Origin of the sequence: Corynebacterium variabile, from assembly GCF_006539825.1 — a bacterium.
GTDB lineage: Bacteria > Actinomycetota > Actinomycetes > Mycobacteriales > Mycobacteriaceae > Corynebacterium > Corynebacterium variabile.
Genome location: NZ_BJNT01000005.1, coordinates 53,633 through 68,824, shown reverse-complemented (window position 1 = coordinate 68,824; position 15,192 = coordinate 53,633). Strand labels below are relative to the sequence as shown.

Annotated in this window: 10 protein-coding genes and 2 pseudogenes; 8 read left to right on the top strand and 4 right to left on the bottom strand. The window is 63.6% G+C overall.

All coding sequences use genetic code 11. The annotated features are described in order from the left end of the window. Window positions 1-477: 477 nt before the first annotated feature. On the bottom strand, window positions 478-1,176 hold the full coding sequence (locus tag CVA01_RS03585) for a recombinase family protein (protein ID WP_141328693.1): 699 nt from the start codon (window positions 1,174-1,176) through the stop codon (window positions 478-480). Between the two features lie 171 nt (window positions 1,177-1,347). Between CVA01_RS03585 and CVA01_RS03580 the strand changes: the two genes are divergently transcribed. Then, complete coding sequence (locus tag CVA01_RS03580) at window positions 1,348-1,647, top strand: hypothetical protein (protein WP_141328691.1); 300 nt, start codon at window positions 1,348-1,350, stop codon at window positions 1,645-1,647. 1,206 nt (window positions 1,648-2,853) lie between these two features. Here the strand turns inward: CVA01_RS03580 and CVA01_RS03575 are convergent. Then, window positions 2,854-3,921: pseudogene (locus CVA01_RS03575) on the bottom strand (SulP family inorganic anion transporter); the annotation flags it as partial. Window positions 3,922-4,054: 133 nt separating this feature from the next. Between CVA01_RS03575 and CVA01_RS03570 the strand changes: the two are divergent. Continuing rightward, window positions 4,055-4,984 (top strand): carbon-nitrogen hydrolase family protein, encoded by a 930-nt coding sequence (locus CVA01_RS03570; RefSeq protein ID WP_073884392.1) that lies wholly within the window; start codon window positions 4,055-4,057, stop codon window positions 4,982-4,984. Here CVA01_RS03570 and CVA01_RS15420 read toward each other — a convergent pair. After that, complete coding sequence (locus tag CVA01_RS15420; protein ID WP_280528058.1) at window positions 4,981-5,472, bottom strand: iron chelate uptake ABC transporter family permease subunit; 492 nt, start codon at window positions 5,470-5,472, stop codon at window positions 4,981-4,983. The two genes, CVA01_RS03570 and CVA01_RS15420, sit on opposite strands and share 4 nt — an antisense overlap. Then, on the bottom strand, window positions 5,469-6,791 hold the full coding sequence (locus tag CVA01_RS03560) for a ferredoxin reductase domain-containing protein (RefSeq protein ID WP_141328689.1): 1,323 nt from the start codon (window positions 6,789-6,791) through the stop codon (window positions 5,469-5,471). Before CVA01_RS03560 ends, CVA01_RS15420 begins: the two co-directional genes overlap by 4 nt. Before the next feature lie 86 nt (window positions 6,792-6,877). Here CVA01_RS03560 and CVA01_RS03555 point away from each other — a divergent pair, with 86 nt between their 5' ends. The 6 genes and pseudogenes from CVA01_RS03555 (at window position 6,878) to CVA01_RS03530 (ending at window position 15,183) form a co-directional block, all read left to right on the top strand. After that, window positions 6,878-8,620: an NtaA/DmoA family FMN-dependent monooxygenase gene (locus CVA01_RS03555; RefSeq protein WP_373862658.1), complete on the top strand. Its 1,743-nt coding sequence runs from the start codon at window positions 6,878-6,880 to the stop codon at window positions 8,618-8,620. After that, complete coding sequence (locus CVA01_RS03550) at window positions 8,617-9,309, top strand: LLM class flavin-dependent oxidoreductase (RefSeq protein ID WP_141328687.1); 693 nt, start codon at window positions 8,617-8,619, stop codon at window positions 9,307-9,309. The genes CVA01_RS03555 and CVA01_RS03550 overlap by 4 nt, the downstream gene beginning before the upstream one ends. Then, window positions 9,306-9,638 (top strand): annotated as a pseudogene (locus CVA01_RS15185) (FAD/NAD(P)-binding protein); the annotation flags it as partial. The gene CVA01_RS03550 and the pseudogene CVA01_RS15185, both read left to right, overlap by 4 nt. Before the next feature lie 131 nt (window positions 9,639-9,769). Further along, window positions 9,770-10,987: an FAD/NAD(P)-binding protein gene (locus tag CVA01_RS15180; RefSeq protein WP_244938149.1), complete on the top strand. Its 1,218-nt coding sequence runs from the start codon at window positions 9,770-9,772 to the stop codon at window positions 10,985-10,987. Window positions 10,988-11,398: 411 nt separating this feature from the next. Further along, a complete protein-coding gene (gene clpB, locus CVA01_RS03535) occupies window positions 11,399-13,981 on the top strand; it encodes an ATP-dependent chaperone ClpB (protein ID WP_141328681.1) in 2,583 nt (860 codons plus the stop codon). Window positions 13,982-14,226: 245 nt separating this feature from the next. After that, complete coding sequence (locus CVA01_RS03530) at window positions 14,227-15,183, top strand: ABC transporter ATP-binding protein (protein WP_141328679.1); 957 nt, start codon at window positions 14,227-14,229, stop codon at window positions 15,181-15,183. The last annotated feature ends 9 nt before the right edge of the window (window positions 15,184-15,192 follow it).

Here is a 15,192-nt window from a genome sequence, read left to right as displayed (position 1 = left end):
CCACAACAACCCCCAAAAACCCCTCAAACAGCCATACAGCCCGGTTCTACACAAAACTGGGCTTTTACGCTGCCCAACAAAAACACGACAAAAACGCTCCTGTATCTCCAAAAAACCCACCAAAACACGAAAAACCCCCATAAAACCGGCATTATTACCAAACAACAACCATCAAAAAACACCAAACACAAAACCGCAGGTCAAACACCATATTTTACAAAACACGTATCCACCCCCACAAACAACAAAAAAAACAGCACAGAATCAATCCTGTGCTGCTCTAAAAACAAAAACAATCAAACTACAACAACAACAAAAACAAAACCCAAAATGATAGCACCAAAACAGAAACCATCAACACATAAACAAAAACTTTCAAATACTCTATCTCAATATATTTTGTGTGGCGCTGCAAATACATAAACATTACGACAACAACCACAACAAAACACAACAGAACACTACACGCTGCAACCATTATCTAACACCCCTTAAACCGGCCCTGACAGCCGCATTGTGGGCCAAAAACGCCTCCCGGGGCACATACACACCATCCAACACCTTCCTCACCACAGCAGGCCCCGTATTAACCCAAACACCTTTTGAATTTTTAGTTCTAACCACCTTCCCGATACTCCTCAAACCCAAACCTCTATTATGTAAATCACGAATCTCATCACAATCCTTTTTTGAAAGCTTGGGCACCGGGCCGAAAAACAAACCGGCATCCTTCAAAGAATCCTGCGCAATTTTACTTTTACGGGCAATCTCCTGCCGATACGCATCGCTCATCAAAGCACTAAACGTAAAACCAACCTGTTTTGAAAAATCATCCGACGAATCATAGCGCATATTACTACTTAAATCTAAAATACTACCACCGAAATCAAAAACATCCTCACTCATAGACAGAATTTTACCCTTCCTTCTGCCCAACCGATCTAAATGGCAAACAACAATCTCACTGTTTTGTGGTTCCTTCAAAAACTCTTTCCACAAATCACTCCACGCACCATCACCACTAACCAAATTATCCTTTCCACTAACACCATCATCCACATAAATAACAGCAGCAGAATTATACTGTTTAATCTCCTTGACCTGGTTTTTAACACTCCACGAACTTTCCTCCTTTCTCGACAATCTCACATAACCAAGCGTTTTAATTTTACCCATCGTAAACCTCCATATTTTAATAATCGTGCGCTCTACACACTTCTAATATCAAAACGTGTTTAAAAGTGTGGTATCAAAAGTGTGTATCCAAGAGGGGGCACTCTCAAACACACTAACACACAACAAAAAATAGATATAAACAACAACAGACAAAACACAACAGGAGAAAAAATGACAGAAACAACAATCACAACAGCACTAAACATTATCGCACAACAAATACAACAAATACAACAAACAATACAAACACAACAACCAACACAACCAACACAACACAAAAAACAGAACAAATGGGACGAAATGACACAACAAAAATACTACCAAATCTGCTACCACATACAAACAGAACAACAAACATTTAGACAAGCAGCACAAAAAGCGAACGTAGCAGAAAGCACAGCCAGAGGCTTCATCAAAAAAAACAAATTACCATACCCACAAACACAAACGAACAACAAACAACTCTTCTAAAACAACCAACACACAACAAAAACCACCTGTAATTATACAATCACAGGTGGTTTAACAAACTTCAATAACCTTCAACAACAACAAACTTCAATAACCTTCAATAACATAAAACATTATTGAACCTTGTTGAAACCAACAATTATTGAACCATTACGAAACTAAACCATTAAAAAAGCATGCCTAGAATTTTAACCCTATGGGAAAGAAAAACTTTAAAAACAAGCTTTCCCAATGGGCTGTCCCTGCAAAAACAGGCGTAGTATCAATAGTTCTGCTCTACCCTTATAACAGTGCCCGCGTCCGGAGAACTTGCCTTTCTCCCTAGCGGCCCCACGAGCTCCAGATAGAAAAAATATTCTACATGAACAGCTTGATACCACTCTACACTGCTCTATTCTAACGGCGCTCAGCTATAACTATCGGCCTACAATAGTTTTTAAACGCCCACTTTCAACCACTGCCAAGTGATAATATGAATTTTTTCAACGGTATGAAAGTGTATCTACAAACATTATATCAAAACTTTTTTAAAACAATCACAACCAACAACAAAATGGGCATAAAAAAAACCTCCCAGAATCAAAAACCCTGGGAGGTCGCTAGAGTGGTATCAAGCTACTACATTATATCAAAACTTTTTTAAAAAACACTCTGTTAGGCAAAAAATGTATAGAAAAAACAACCCTTATATAGCCCAAAACACCCCCACACCAGCAATTATACCAAAAACCCAAACAAAATATCGCACCAAAAACAAAACGCAAAAAAAACAACAACACATATCACAGATATGAATTGACGAAAATTGACAAAGTATGCGCACCATCACAGGGCAGTGGTGAATCAGCACTAATAGCTCAGGGGAGTCGCGCATTTAACACGACATAAACCCCATCGCTATCACACCCAAGCCTCAACCCCAAACTAAAAATTACGCAAAGCGCAACACCATTCTAAAACTTTAAAGAAAAAGTTTAAGAACAGTATTGAGGGTTAAGAGTTATCAATTCTCCCAACACAACAAAAACCAACCACCCATTTTTTTCTTTTTTCACCACAACCCACAAACAAACAATAGAACACATGACCGCACACCAACAAAACAAATCACTACACAAAAAAGTTATGACCCAACAACAAAAAAGTCCCAACACATGTCCCAACATGCCCCAACTTGAAACCCAAACTCTCATAACCCCTGCTCAAAAGCCTACGAGCATTTTTCCAGTCGAAGGTGGTGAACGCGACGATGATCATCACCGCCACGAGGGCTGCCATCGGGATCTTGCCGACGATGTCCGACAGGCTGACCGAGAGGATGATGAGGAATGCGCCGGCGAGGAAGGAGCTGATCCGGGTGCGCGCCCCGGCCTGCTTGACGTTGATCATCGTCTGGCCGATCATCGCGCAGCCGCCCATGCCGCCGAAGAAGCCGGTGACGATGTTCGCGATGCCCTGACCGAAGGTCTCGCGGGTCTTGTCGGAGTGGGTGTCGGTGAGGTCGTCGACGAGCTTCGCGGTGAGCAGGGACTCCATCAGGCCGACCAGCGCCAGGGCTACGGCGTAGGGGGCGATGACGCCGAGGGTGTCGAGGTTCCAGGGGATGTCGGGGATGCCGAACCCGGGGAAGGACTCGGGAAGTTCACCCTGGTCACCGACGGTCGGCACGTCGATCGACAGGGTGACGACGGCGAGGGTGACCAGCAGGATGGATGCCAGAGGCGCGGGCACGCGGGTGGTGAGCTTCGGGAAGACCACCATGATCGCCAGGCCGGCGACGACCAGCGGGTAGACGGCCCAGGGCACGTCGATGAGGTTGTCGAGCTGGGCGGTGAAGATGAGGATCGCCAGGGCGTCCACGAAGCCGGTCATCACCGACCGCGGGATGAAACGCATCAGTTTCGCCACGCCCAGCGCACCCATCACGACCTGGAGGACGCCACCGAGGATGACGGTGGCGACGAGGTACTCCACCCCGTGGTCGCGGGCGACAGGGAAGATGACCAGGGCGATAGAGCCGGCGGCACCGGAGACCATGCCGGGGCGTCCACCCAGCAGCGCGGTGACGCACGCCATGGTGAAGGCGGCGTAGAGGCCCATCTTCGGGTCGAGTCCGGCGACGATGGCGAAGCTGAGAGACTCGGGGATCAGGGCGAACGCGGTGACCAGCCCGCCGAGGATCTCCACGGTGAGCAGTTTCGGGCTCTTCAGCGCGGCGAGGACGGTCGCGGGCTTCGGCTGGGCGGAGGTGGGCTGTGTGGACTGTTCGGGCACGCAGTGATGGTATCCCGAGCGGGCGCAGGGGACCGCGGCGACGGGCTCACCCCGGTCGGTGGCGAGGATCTCGTCGTCGCCGTCGTCTGATTGTGGACGTGCGGGACACACGTCCTCACGTACCCTGGGGCGCATGCGCATCGCAGCGATCCAGATGAGTTCCGAACCGGATGTGGCGACGAACCTGACGACCATCCGCACCTACATCGCCGAGGCCGCGCGCCTGGGCGCTGACCTCGTGGTCTTCCCCGAGGCGGCGATGTTCCCCTTCGATGCGGGACGCCTCGACATCGTCGCGCAGCCGTTGTCAGGACCCTTCGCCACCGCGGTGACGAAGGCCGCGGTCGAGCACGACGTGACCGTGGTGGTCGGCATGTTCACCCCGGCGGACACCGTCTACCGGTACCCGGACGGACGCCGCACCACCGAGCCGATCGCCGGGGCGGGGGAGACGAACCGGTTCCGCCGGGTCTACAACACCCTGCTGATCACCGGGCCGCACGGCACCGACCACTACAACAAGATCCACACCTTCGACGCCTTCGGCTACCGGGAGTCCGACACGGTCAAGCCCGGCGACCGTCGGGTGGTCTACGAGATCGACGGTGTCACCATCGGACTGGCGACCTGCTACGACATCCGTTTCCCGGCGCACTTCTACGCGCTGGCGAAGGCGGGGGCGACGGTGATGGTCGTGCCGACGTCCTGGACCGACGGTCCGGGCAAGCTCGGCCAGTGGCGCACGCTGACCTCGGCGCGCGCCCTGGACACCACCAGTTACCTTGTCGCGGCCGGCCAGTCCCGTCCCGGGTCCCCGGACCGCTACGGCGTCAACGACGGGCCCACCGGTATCGGCCATTCGATGGTCATCGGGCCGGACGGGGCACGTCTCGCCGAGACCGGCTATGTCTCCCAGGTGCTGCTCGTCGACATCGACCCCAACCGGGTGGACAAGGTCCGAAAGGGTCTGCCGGTCCTCGCCGGACACGACCGTGACCTGAAGGTCAGCGGAGTCGACGTGCACGCCGAGGGCGTGCGGGCGCTGGGGGAGCAGAAGGACTAGCTCTTCCGCAGCAGCCACACGAAGTACGGCGCGCCGATCAGGGCGATCATCAGGCCCACCGGGATCTGGGAGGGGGCGATGAACGTCCTGCCGAGAATGTCGGCCACCCCGACCAGAACCGCGCCGAGCAGCATGGACACCGGGATGACGCGCCCATGCCGCGCCCCGACCAGTGAGCGGGCCAGGTGCGGGGCGACCGGACCGACGAAGCCGACAGTCCCGACCGCCACGACCGCCACCGCGGTGAGCTGTCCGGCGTGGTGGACCCCGGCGGGCAGCCACATGCCCCGACCTTCCGGAACGGTGAACAGGTGCTCGCCGTCGTCGGTGCGGATCCGGGTGGTCATTGTCCCGTGGCGGACCCAGACCAGCTCGTGGACCGAGTGGGTGTGCCACGGCCAGTGCTCCGGGACGCGCGGCCACTGGCCTTCCGAGAGGATGACGAAGGGGGCGGTGATCTCCGCCGGTTCGAGGGCGAGGTCGGTCACATCGGCTCCGCGGTGATCATCGCCGGGTCGACGCCGGCAGCGGTGAGGGCGTTGACCGCCTCGTTGACTGCCGTGGCGTCCTCCGGTCCACCGGCGACGAGGACGCGGCGTCCTGCCTGACGGTTGTCTGCCACCGCGACCTCGGCGGCGGTGCCGTGGCGCAGGTCCTCGCCGTTGACCAGCTGTTCGGGGCCGGGGCGCGAGTAGATGGTGAAGCGTTCGCGTTCGGGGGTGGCGAACCAGTCCTCGTCCCCGGTGGCGGTGGCGTCGGTGACGACCGGGGTGACGGTCAGCCAGTCGAAGACACCGGCGAGCCCCAACAGGCCGGTGTACTCGTGCAGGTCATCGGGATTGTCGACCTGCCAGTAGAGGTGCACCGGCGGGACGGTGTCGTGGGTCGAGGCGTCCAGGATGAGGGCGCGCAACGGGGCGAGGCCGGCGCCGAGGGCGATCATCAGCGTCGGGGTGTCCGTGGACAGTTCCAGCCCGCCGGTCGGGTTGGCGACCACCCAGTGTTCACCGACCGTGACCTGTGGGGGGGCGCCGACCGGGTGGACAAGCGGGAACTCCAGCAGGCCGCCGTGGTTCGGCGGGATGGCGGACGCCGCGGACCGCCACTGCTCCGGTTCTGCCGGGGTGCGGACCTCGAGGAACTGTCCGGCCCAGCCGGTCTGTGGCGGAGTGGCGGTCAGCCGGACCACCGTCACGCGGGGTGAACGGTGCTGGATCTCGAGGACTTCGGCGTCGGCCGCGGCGGGGATGCCGGCGTCCTCGTCCTCGACCGCGCCGAGGGCGGCGATGCGGACGCCGAGGTCCACGGTCTGCAGTAGCTCGGTGAGCCCGACAGGGATACCGGCCTGTTCAGCGGCCTGGTAGGTGAGGTCGGTGCCGGGGTAGGAGTGGTTGTAGAGGTCGCAGAGGGCCCGGCCGAGAGCCTCGGCGGCGGCCGCGACGTGTGCGACGGTGATGCCGTCCTTGCGCAGGTCACGGCCAAGATCGGCGAGGAAGGCGGTGCTGTTCCCGTCGAAGTTTGCGGTGCCGTTGGCGGTGATGGTCAGGCCGTCGGCCGCGATGAGGGCGGCGCGGCGAACCCAGGCCACGTCCGGGACATGGGGCGGCAGGACGGTGCCGTCGGCGGTGGTCGGCTGCGGCACCTCGCCGACCGGAGGTGCGAGACGGCTGTAGTGCCGTTGGGCGACCCGGACGAGGTCGTCGAGCCGGTCATAGGTCGCGTTCACGGCGCCGGAGAGGGTCGACAGGTCCGGTGCGCTGACGGCGCGGAAATGTCGGGACCCCGGGTGGGACGGCTCGTGGCTCATGGATTCATTCTGGCACAGGGCGTTTTCTGTTCGCGGTGATCCTAAGGGTGTGGGCTGGGGCGGACCCCGGACTAGCGTTGCGCTCCATGCAGACAGCTCGGTCTATTACAGTGACGGCGGCGGCCTCCCTCACCGCGGTCCTCTGCCTCGGCGTCCTCACCTCCTGCGGCACGGCCGCCGGTCAGGGTGACGACGACTACACCGGCCCACCGGTGAACGGAGGGACGCTGCGGGTCGCCTTCGACGCGGACATCACCTGCGCCGACGGCCAACAGGCCGGCAACAACACCGCCCTCAACGTCTCCCGGCAGATCGCCGACTCCCTGACCGACCAGGACCCGGAGACAGGGGAGATCGTTCCCTGGCTCGCCGAGAGCTGGGACGTCAGTGACGACTCGACCACCTTCACCTTCCACCTGCGCTACGGCGTGACCTTCACCGACGGCACCCCGTTCACCGCACAGTCGGTGAAGGACAACTTGGAGGGCATAGTCGACCTCGGCGCGAAATCCTCCCTGGGCTCGACCTACCTCGCCGCCCACTTCCCGGGCGTCAACAACACCACCGTGTGGGCCGACCCCGACTCCGGCTCCCACATCGAGTTCGCAGGCTTCGAGCACTTCGCCCGCACCGCCGAACGCGGCCTCTTCGACTTCCTCTTCCTCGCCGAGGGCCTGCGCCTGCGCGAACACAAGGGACAGGTCTTCGACCAGGACGTCGTCGGACGCCCCGAGACCGCCACGGTCCTCTCCGCCCTCGCCGCCGTCACCACACACATCGGAGTGACCGGCACCTTCAACTCGACCTTCAACGAGCCCTACGACCTCGCCCGCACCCTCGCCACGCTCGACCGCGTCTCCGGCGGCCGTGCCGCGTGGAACGTGGTCACCAGCCACAACGCCTTCACCGGGGCGAACTTCCGGCGCAGCGGTTACCTCGACGGCGCCGACCGCTACCGGCGTGCCGCCGACTTCGTCTCCCTCGCCCGCACCCTGTGGGAGTCCCACCGCGGGAGTGACGGTTCCTTCGACTGGCACAGCGACTTCTTCGACGTCCACGGCACCTTCCCCGTCCCCGAGACCCCGCAGATCTCCCCGGTCATCTTCCAGGCCGGGGACTCCGACGAGGGCCGCGACTTCGCCGCCCGTCATGCCGAGGTCATCTTCTCCGCCCACACCGAAGCGGAGGACAGGAAGGCCTTCCGCACCGACATCGACCAGCGGCTCGCAGCGGTGGGGCGACGTCCCGACTCCCTGAAGATCTACCCCGGTATCTCTGACATCCTCGGTGACACCGAGGCCGAGGCTCAGGAACGGTACCGGGAGGTCCGGCACGCCCAGGTCCACGGACCCGGCGCGATCGCCTTCCTCGAGCAGGTGTGGGGCCGCGACCTCTCCGGCTACGACCCTGACGGCCCACTGCCGGACGTCGGGCCGGACCTCGACAACGCCGACATCACCCGTGGCCGCGTCCGCCATGAGAAGGACTACGGTGCGGTCGCCCGGCGCTGGCGGGCGCTGGCGGAGGAGAAGAACCTCTCCATCCGTGAGCTGGTCACCGAGGTTTCCGGGCGCGGCGGCACCCTCATCGGCACCCCGGCCCAGGTCGCCGCGAAGTTCGATGACCTGACGCAGCAGCGTGCCGCTGACGGCTTCATCGTCGTCCCGCACATCACCCCCGGTGGGCTCGACGAGATCGTCGACCGGGTCGTCCCCGAACTGCAGGACCGCGGTGTGTACCGGACCAGCTACGCCGGGAGCACCACCTTGCGCGACAACCTCGACCTGCCCGCATACAACCACTCCACCAGTCAGGAGGTCTCCGCATGACCACCGCCTACCACGTCTCACCGACCGCCGCGCTCGACTTCGACGCGCTGTCCGCCACCGCCCGGGCACTTGACGCGGCGTCCGGTGCAGACACCGACGACTACCTGCTCATCCTCGGCGACGACTACACCTCCGGCCAGAACGCCGTCACCCTCGTCGCCTGGCTCGCACTGCAGACCACCCGGTTGCGCATCGTGCCCGAGGTGCCGGTGACGCACACCGAGCCGTTCCACGTCGCCACCTCCACCGCCACCCTGGACTACGCCGCCTCCGGGCGTGCCGGCTGGTCGCCTGTCGCACAGACCACGGATGCCGCCGCCGACGCCGTCGGGCGCCGACCCGCCGCCTCCGTCGACGCGGCGTGGGGGGGGGAGGTCCCCGATGTCGTCGCCGCCGTCCGGGCGCTGTGGACCTCCTGGGAGTCGGACGCGGAGATCCGTGACGAGGTCACCCACCGGTTCATCGACCGGGACAAGGTCCACTACGTCGACGTCACCGGCACTGATTCGGTCGGGCAGCCGTGGTCGGTCAAGGGACCGTCCATCGTGCCACGTCCCCCGCAGGGCGAGCTGCCGACCGTCACCATCCTCGGCGACCGTTTCCACACCTCGGACGGCGTGGCAGGGGAGGTTCGCCACATCACGGACGTCATCGGCCTCCTCGCCCTCGCAGCACAGGTCAGCGCATGAGCCGGGCACTGGTCATCGTCGGTGCCGGGCCACGGACCACGGGTATCCTCCTGGCGCTGGCGGCCCTCCCGGAGGTACCGGCGACCGAGATTCACGTCATCGACCCGTACCCTGCCGGTCCCGGCCGCATCTGGCGCGCCGCCCAGCCGACCGAGGTGTGGATGAACAACACCTCCGACGAGATCACCGTCTACGCCGACGGTGACCCCGCCGTACCGGCGGCGGTGCCCGGCCCCGGGCTCGCGGAGTGGGCCGGGGAGCGGCGCTTCGTCCCCCGCCGGGACGCCGCCGCCTACCTGCGGGACGCCTTCGACCGCGCAGTCGCGGTGCTCACCGACCCGGCGACCCACCCCGGCATCACCGTCACCGAACACCGCACCGCGCGGAGCACGTCACCCCGCCGGACGGCGGCGTCCGGACGGCGCGTCTGGCAGACGGCACAGAACTCCGGGCCGATGCGGTGCTGCTGGCCCAGGGGCATCTCGATGTCGACCCGGGCGATCCCGGCACAGTCGGGGAGGGACATATCCCGCCCGGCTACACCGTCGACCAGGACTTCTCCGCGATACCGGCGGGAGAGGGCGTCCTCGTCCGCGGGTTCGGTCTGGCCTTCATCGACCTCATGGAGATCCTCACCGAAGGACGCGGCGGCCGGTTCGAGCGTGGTGCCGGTGATGCTGTCCCGACCTACGTCCCCTCCGGGCGGGAACCGGTGCTGTGGGTCGGCTCACGGCGCGGGGTGCCCTACCGGTCCAAGCCGGTCGACGGGCCACCGGCCGTGGAACTGCACCACCTGGTCCCTGCGACCCTCGACGGGATACCGCGGACACCCGACGGGCACCTGGAACCCGGTCACCTGCGGCGACTGCTGACCGCCGAACTGCACGGTCAGTGGTCGGCGGTCACCGACGAGCCGCTGGACCTGCGCCGCATCGACCGTCCGCTCGACGGTCTCGCTTTCCCGGACCGCCACGCCGTGGAGCGCGAAGTGGAGGCAGTGGTGCTGACGAACCTCGGTCGGGCGACCGACCGGCGGCACCCGCAGGACGGCCTGCTGTACAGCACGCTGGTGGCGTCCTACTTTGTGCTGCACTCACTGCTCGCCGAGGGGCTGCTCGATGATGCGGACCGTGACCTCGTCGCGCAGGTGGAGGGCTCGTTCTCCTACGTGTGCTCCGGTCCGCCACCGGAACGGCTCGGCAACCTGCTGGCACTGCACCGCGCCGGGGTGGTCCGGTGCCTCGGCCCGGATACCCGGTTCCGTCGGAACCCCGGTGCCGGTCCTCGTTTCCTCGCCGACAGTCCCGTCGTGGTCGGCGACCCGGTCACCGCCGACCACCTGGTGGACGCCCGGCTGGCCCAGGTCACGGTGCCGCGGGTCACGGATCCGGTGCTGCGTGGTCTGCTGGCGGACGGGGAACTCGTCGCCGGGACCGGGGCGTCCGGTGCGGCGGAGTCGGTGTTCGTCGTCGACGGCGACAACCGGGCGGTCGGAGCGGACGGCGTGGCGCGGGACGGGTTGTTCCTGGTGGGACCGTCGACCTCCGACCCGGTGCGGGAGGGGTTCGGACGCCCTGGGCAGCGGACCCGGGTCTTCCCGGCGAACCGGCGGGTCGCGGAGGCGGTGGCGGACGCGTTGGTGGGGCGGCCGCAGAAACTCAGCCCTGCTTCGCGATGACCTGCAGTCCGGCGGCGATCTTCCCCGTAGCCTCGCCGGCCCGGCCCGGGTCGTTGTCGACCGTGGTGAAGGGGGCGCCGTCAACGAGGGCGTCCGCCAGCCAGATCGTGGAGTAGCCGTTGGACGTGCTGAGTTCCAGCCCTGCAGCCGAAGCTTCCGAAATGCTGTTGGGGATGATGGCGCAGCTTTGCCGGTCCGTCCAATGCGACCGTTGAACCTGTGGACAACTTGCCGCGAATCGGAACAGAGTTGTCCACAGAAGTGTCGCACATCACATTAATATCCCTACCTGAGTGGAACAGGCTCAACTTAAGTCGCGTTGGAACAGGCAGAAACACAGAGTTGACAGTATCGCGCTAAACTAAAGCAGCAGAGCACAGTCGAGCGCCGTCGAGACAGAAAGGGAGTCACATGAGCAGTTTCACCCCCACCACCCGTACCCAGGAGGCCATGCAGGCCGCACTGCAGTCTGCCTCGGCGAAGGGCAATCCGGACATCCGGCCCGCCCACCTGCTGGTCGCGATCCTCGAGCAGGAGGATTCCATCGCCCGCCCGGTCCTCCAGGCTGCCGGTGTGGACGCTGACGGCGTCCTCGCCGACGCCCGCGACCTCGTCGCCGGCTACGCCACCGCCGCCGGCGACGGCCTGGCCAACCCGAACTTCAACCGGGACGCACTCAACGCCCTGACCGCGGCCCAGGAACTCGCCGCCGAACTCGGCGACACCTACGTCTCCACCGAGGTACTGCTCGCCGGTATCGCCAAGGGTTCCGGGGACGCCGCCGAGGCGCTGCAGAACCGTGGCGGCACCTTCGAGGCCGTCCGCGGCGCCTTCGAGTCCGTCCGTGGCAACCGCAAGGTCACCACCGAGGAGCCCGAAGGCCAGTTCCAGGCCCTGGAGAAGTACTCCACCGACCTCACCGCCCGCGCCCGCGAAGGCAAGATCGACCCGGTCATCGGCCGCGACCAGGAGATCCGTCGCGTCGTCCAGGTGCTGAGCCGCCGCACGAAGAACAACCCGGTCCTCATCGGCGAGCCCGGCGTCGGCAAGACCGCCATCGTCGAAGGCCTCGCCCGCCGCATCGTCGCCGGCGACGTGCCCGAGTCGCTGCGCGGCAAGAAGCTCATCTCCCTCGACCTCGGTTCCATGGTCGCCGGTGCGAAGTACCGCGGTGAGTTCGAGGAACGCCTCAAGGCCGTCCTCGACGAGATCAAGGAGGCCGAGGGCGAGGTCATCACCTTCATCGACGAGCTGCACACCATCGTCGGCGCCGGTGCCACCGGTGATTCCGCGATGGACGCCGGCAACATGATCAAGCCGCTGCTCGCCCGTGGTGAGCTGCGCCTGGTCGGTGCGACCACGCTGGACGAGTACCGCAAGTACATCGAGAAGGACGCCGCCCTGGAGCGTCGTTTCCAACAGGTCTACGTCGGTGAGCCGACGGTGGAGGACACCGTCGGTATCCTCCGTGGTCTCAAGGAGCGCTACGAGGTCCACCACGGCGTCCGGATCCAGGACTCCGCCCTGGTCGCCGCCGCAACCCTGTCCGACCGCTACATCACCAGCCGTTTCCTGCCGGACAAGGCCATCGACCTCGTCGATGAGGCCGGGTCCCGGCTGCGCATGGAGATCGACTCCCGCCCGGAGGAGATCGACGACGCCGAGCGCATCGTCCGTCGCCTCGAGATCGAGGAGATGGCGCTGAGCCAGGAGACCGATGACGCGTCCAAGGACCGTCTCGAGAAGCTGCGCGCAGAGCTGGAGGACGAGCGTGAGAAGCTCTCCGGACTCACCGCGCGCTGGGAGAACGAGAAGGGCTCCATCGACGCGGTCCGCTCCATCAAGGAGGAACTGGATTCGCTGAAGACCGAGTCTGAGATCGCCGAGCGCGACGGGGACTACGCCCGTGTCGCCGAGCTGCGCTACGGCCGGATCCCGGAACTGGAGAAGGAGCTCGCCGGAGCCGAGGCGTCCGCAGCCAAGGCAGAGGAGGAGCGCATGCTCACCGAGGAGGTCACCCCGGACACCATCGCCGAGGTCGTCGCCGCCTGGACGGGCATCCCCGCCGGCAAGATGCTGCAGGGCGAGACCGAGAAGCTGCTCGCCATGGAGCAGGTGCTGGGTGGCCGCGTCGTCGGTCAGAAGGACGCCGTCACCGCGGTCTCCGACGCGGTGCGTCGTTCCCGGGCCGGTGTCGCCGACCCGGACCGGCCGACCGGTTCCTTCCTCTTCCTGGGGCCGACCGGTGTCGGTAAGACCGAGCTGGCGAAGTCGCTGGCGGAGTTCCTCTTCGACGACGACCACGCCATGGTCCGCATCGACATGTCCGAGTACGGCGAGAAGCACTCTGTGGCGCGTCTCGTCGGTGCTCCCCCCGGATACGTCGGCTACGACGCCGGTGGACAGCTCACCGAGGCCGTGCGGCGCCGCCCGTACACCGTGGTGCTGTTCGACGAGGTCGAGAAGGCGCACCCGGATGTCTTCGACGTACTGCTGCAGGTCCTCGACGAAGGACGCCTGACCGACGGCCAGGGCCGGACCGTGGACTTCCGCAACACGATCCTGATCCTCACCTCGAACCTCGGTGCCGGTGGCACGGATGAGGAGGTGATGGACGCGGTGAAGCACGCCTTCAAGCCGGAGTTCATCAACCGTCTCGACGACGTGGTCATCTTCGAGTCCCTGTCCGCCGAACAGCTGAAGTCCATCGTGGAGATCCAGGTCCGTCAGCTCGCCGAGCGGCTGGCCGCCCGTCGCCTGGACCTGCAGGTCACCGAGGCTGCGAAGAGCTGGTTGGCCGAGCGTGGTTACGAGCCGGCCTACGGTGCCCGCCCGCTGCGTCGCCTGATCCAGAAGGCGATCGGGGACGCACTGGCGAAGAAGCTGCTCGCCGGTGAGGTCCACGACGGGGACACGGTGCAGGTCGATGTTGACCCGCACCTCGCCGACGGGGTGGATTCCCTGGTCATCGAGGCTGTCGCCCACGAGGCCTGACGCCGTCCGTCCTGACGGTGCACCCTGAAGTCCTCACCATCTGAAGTACGCGCCGGGTTTCCCGGCGCACCTCAGATGGTGAGGACTTTTCCTGTGGAGGGGCGCCGCTGCCCGGCGTCCGAGGGGAAGGAGTCCATGGCCCCGTTCTGACATGACACCTGTCACACAAACCCCGTGACAGATGCGCGACAACCGGTGACAAACGCCTCTACCAGCGTCGACGCGTCCCCGGCACGATCGGAGTCATGAGCACAGCAACTGCCACCGATCCCGTCATCCGGGTCCGGGACCTGACCCGCACCTACCGCCCCGCCGGTAAGAAGAAGGACGCCTACACCGCCGTCGACGGCATCAGCTTCGACGTGCACCGCGGCGAGGTCTACGGCCTCCTCGGTACCAACGGCGCAGGAAAGACCTCCTCCCTCGAAGTTATCGAGGGGCTCGCCGCTGCGACCGACGGCAGCGTCGCCATCTTCGGCCACGATCCGCAGACCGACCGCGACCTCGTCCGCCCCGACCTCGGCATCATGCTGCAGAACGGCGGACTGCCCAAGGAACTCACCGTCGCCGAGACCATGCGCATGTGGGCCGGCACCTGCTCCACCCCGCGTCCCACCGACGAGGTCCTCGCCGAGGTCGACCTGACCCACCGGCTCACCACCCGCGTCGGCTCCCTCTCCGGCGGCGAGCAGCGACGCCTCGACCTCGCCTGCGCCCTGCTCAACGACCCCCGTGTCATCTTCCTCGACGAACCCACCACAGGACTGGACCCCGAGTCCCGCGCCCGGACCTGGGAACTGCTCGCCGGGCTCAAGGCCCGCGGCGTCACCATGGTCCTCACCACGCACTATCTCGAGGAAGCGGAACGGCTCGCCGACCGCATCGCGATCATGCACGCCGGACGCATCGCCGTCGAAGGCAGCCTCGACGACCTCGTCGCGGCCGAAGGTGCGGAGATCACCGCGACCCTGCCCGGCAACGGAGTGAAGAGCCTTCCCGAGTTCCCCGAGTTTCCCGGGGCCCTCGTCAGCCGCGACGGCAACCGGCTGCACATCCAGACCACCCGGTTGCAGGAGGACACGCACCGGCTCCTCGACTGGGCCGCCGGCCGGGGCATCGCCTTCGACCACTTCACCGCCCGCCCCGCCAGCCTCGAGCGCGTCTTCCACCGCATCGCCGGTGCGGACGCCCAGACCGACTAGAAAGGACCA

Excerpts from the sequence above, each read along its gene's own strand:
- CVA01_RS03550 (WP_141328687.1), top strand. The coding sequence starts at position 8,617 with ATGACCACCGCCTACCACGTCTCACCGACCGCCGCGCTCGACTTCGAC.
- CVA01_RS03585 (WP_141328693.1), bottom strand. The coding sequence starts at position 1,176 with ATGGGTAAAATTAAAACGCTTGGTTATGTGAGATTGTCGAGAAAGGAG.
- CVA01_RS03555 (WP_373862658.1), top strand. The coding sequence starts at position 6,878 with ATGCAGACAGCTCGGTCTATTACAGTGACGGCGGCGGCCTCCCTCACC.
- CVA01_RS03560 (WP_141328689.1), bottom strand. The coding sequence starts at position 6,791 with ATGAGCCACGAGCCGTCCCACCCGGGGTCCCGACATTTCCGCGCCGTC.
- CVA01_RS03570 (WP_073884392.1), top strand. The coding sequence starts at position 4,055 with ATGCGCATCGCAGCGATCCAGATGAGTTCCGAACCGGATGTGGCGACG.
- CVA01_RS03580 (WP_141328691.1), top strand. The coding sequence starts at position 1,348 with ATGACAGAAACAACAATCACAACAGCACTAAACATTATCGCACAACAA.
- CVA01_RS03530 (WP_141328679.1), top strand. The coding sequence starts at position 14,227 with ATGAGCACAGCAACTGCCACCGATCCCGTCATCCGGGTCCGGGACCTG.
- clpB (WP_141328681.1), top strand. The coding sequence starts at position 11,399 with ATGAGCAGTTTCACCCCCACCACCCGTACCCAGGAGGCCATGCAGGCC.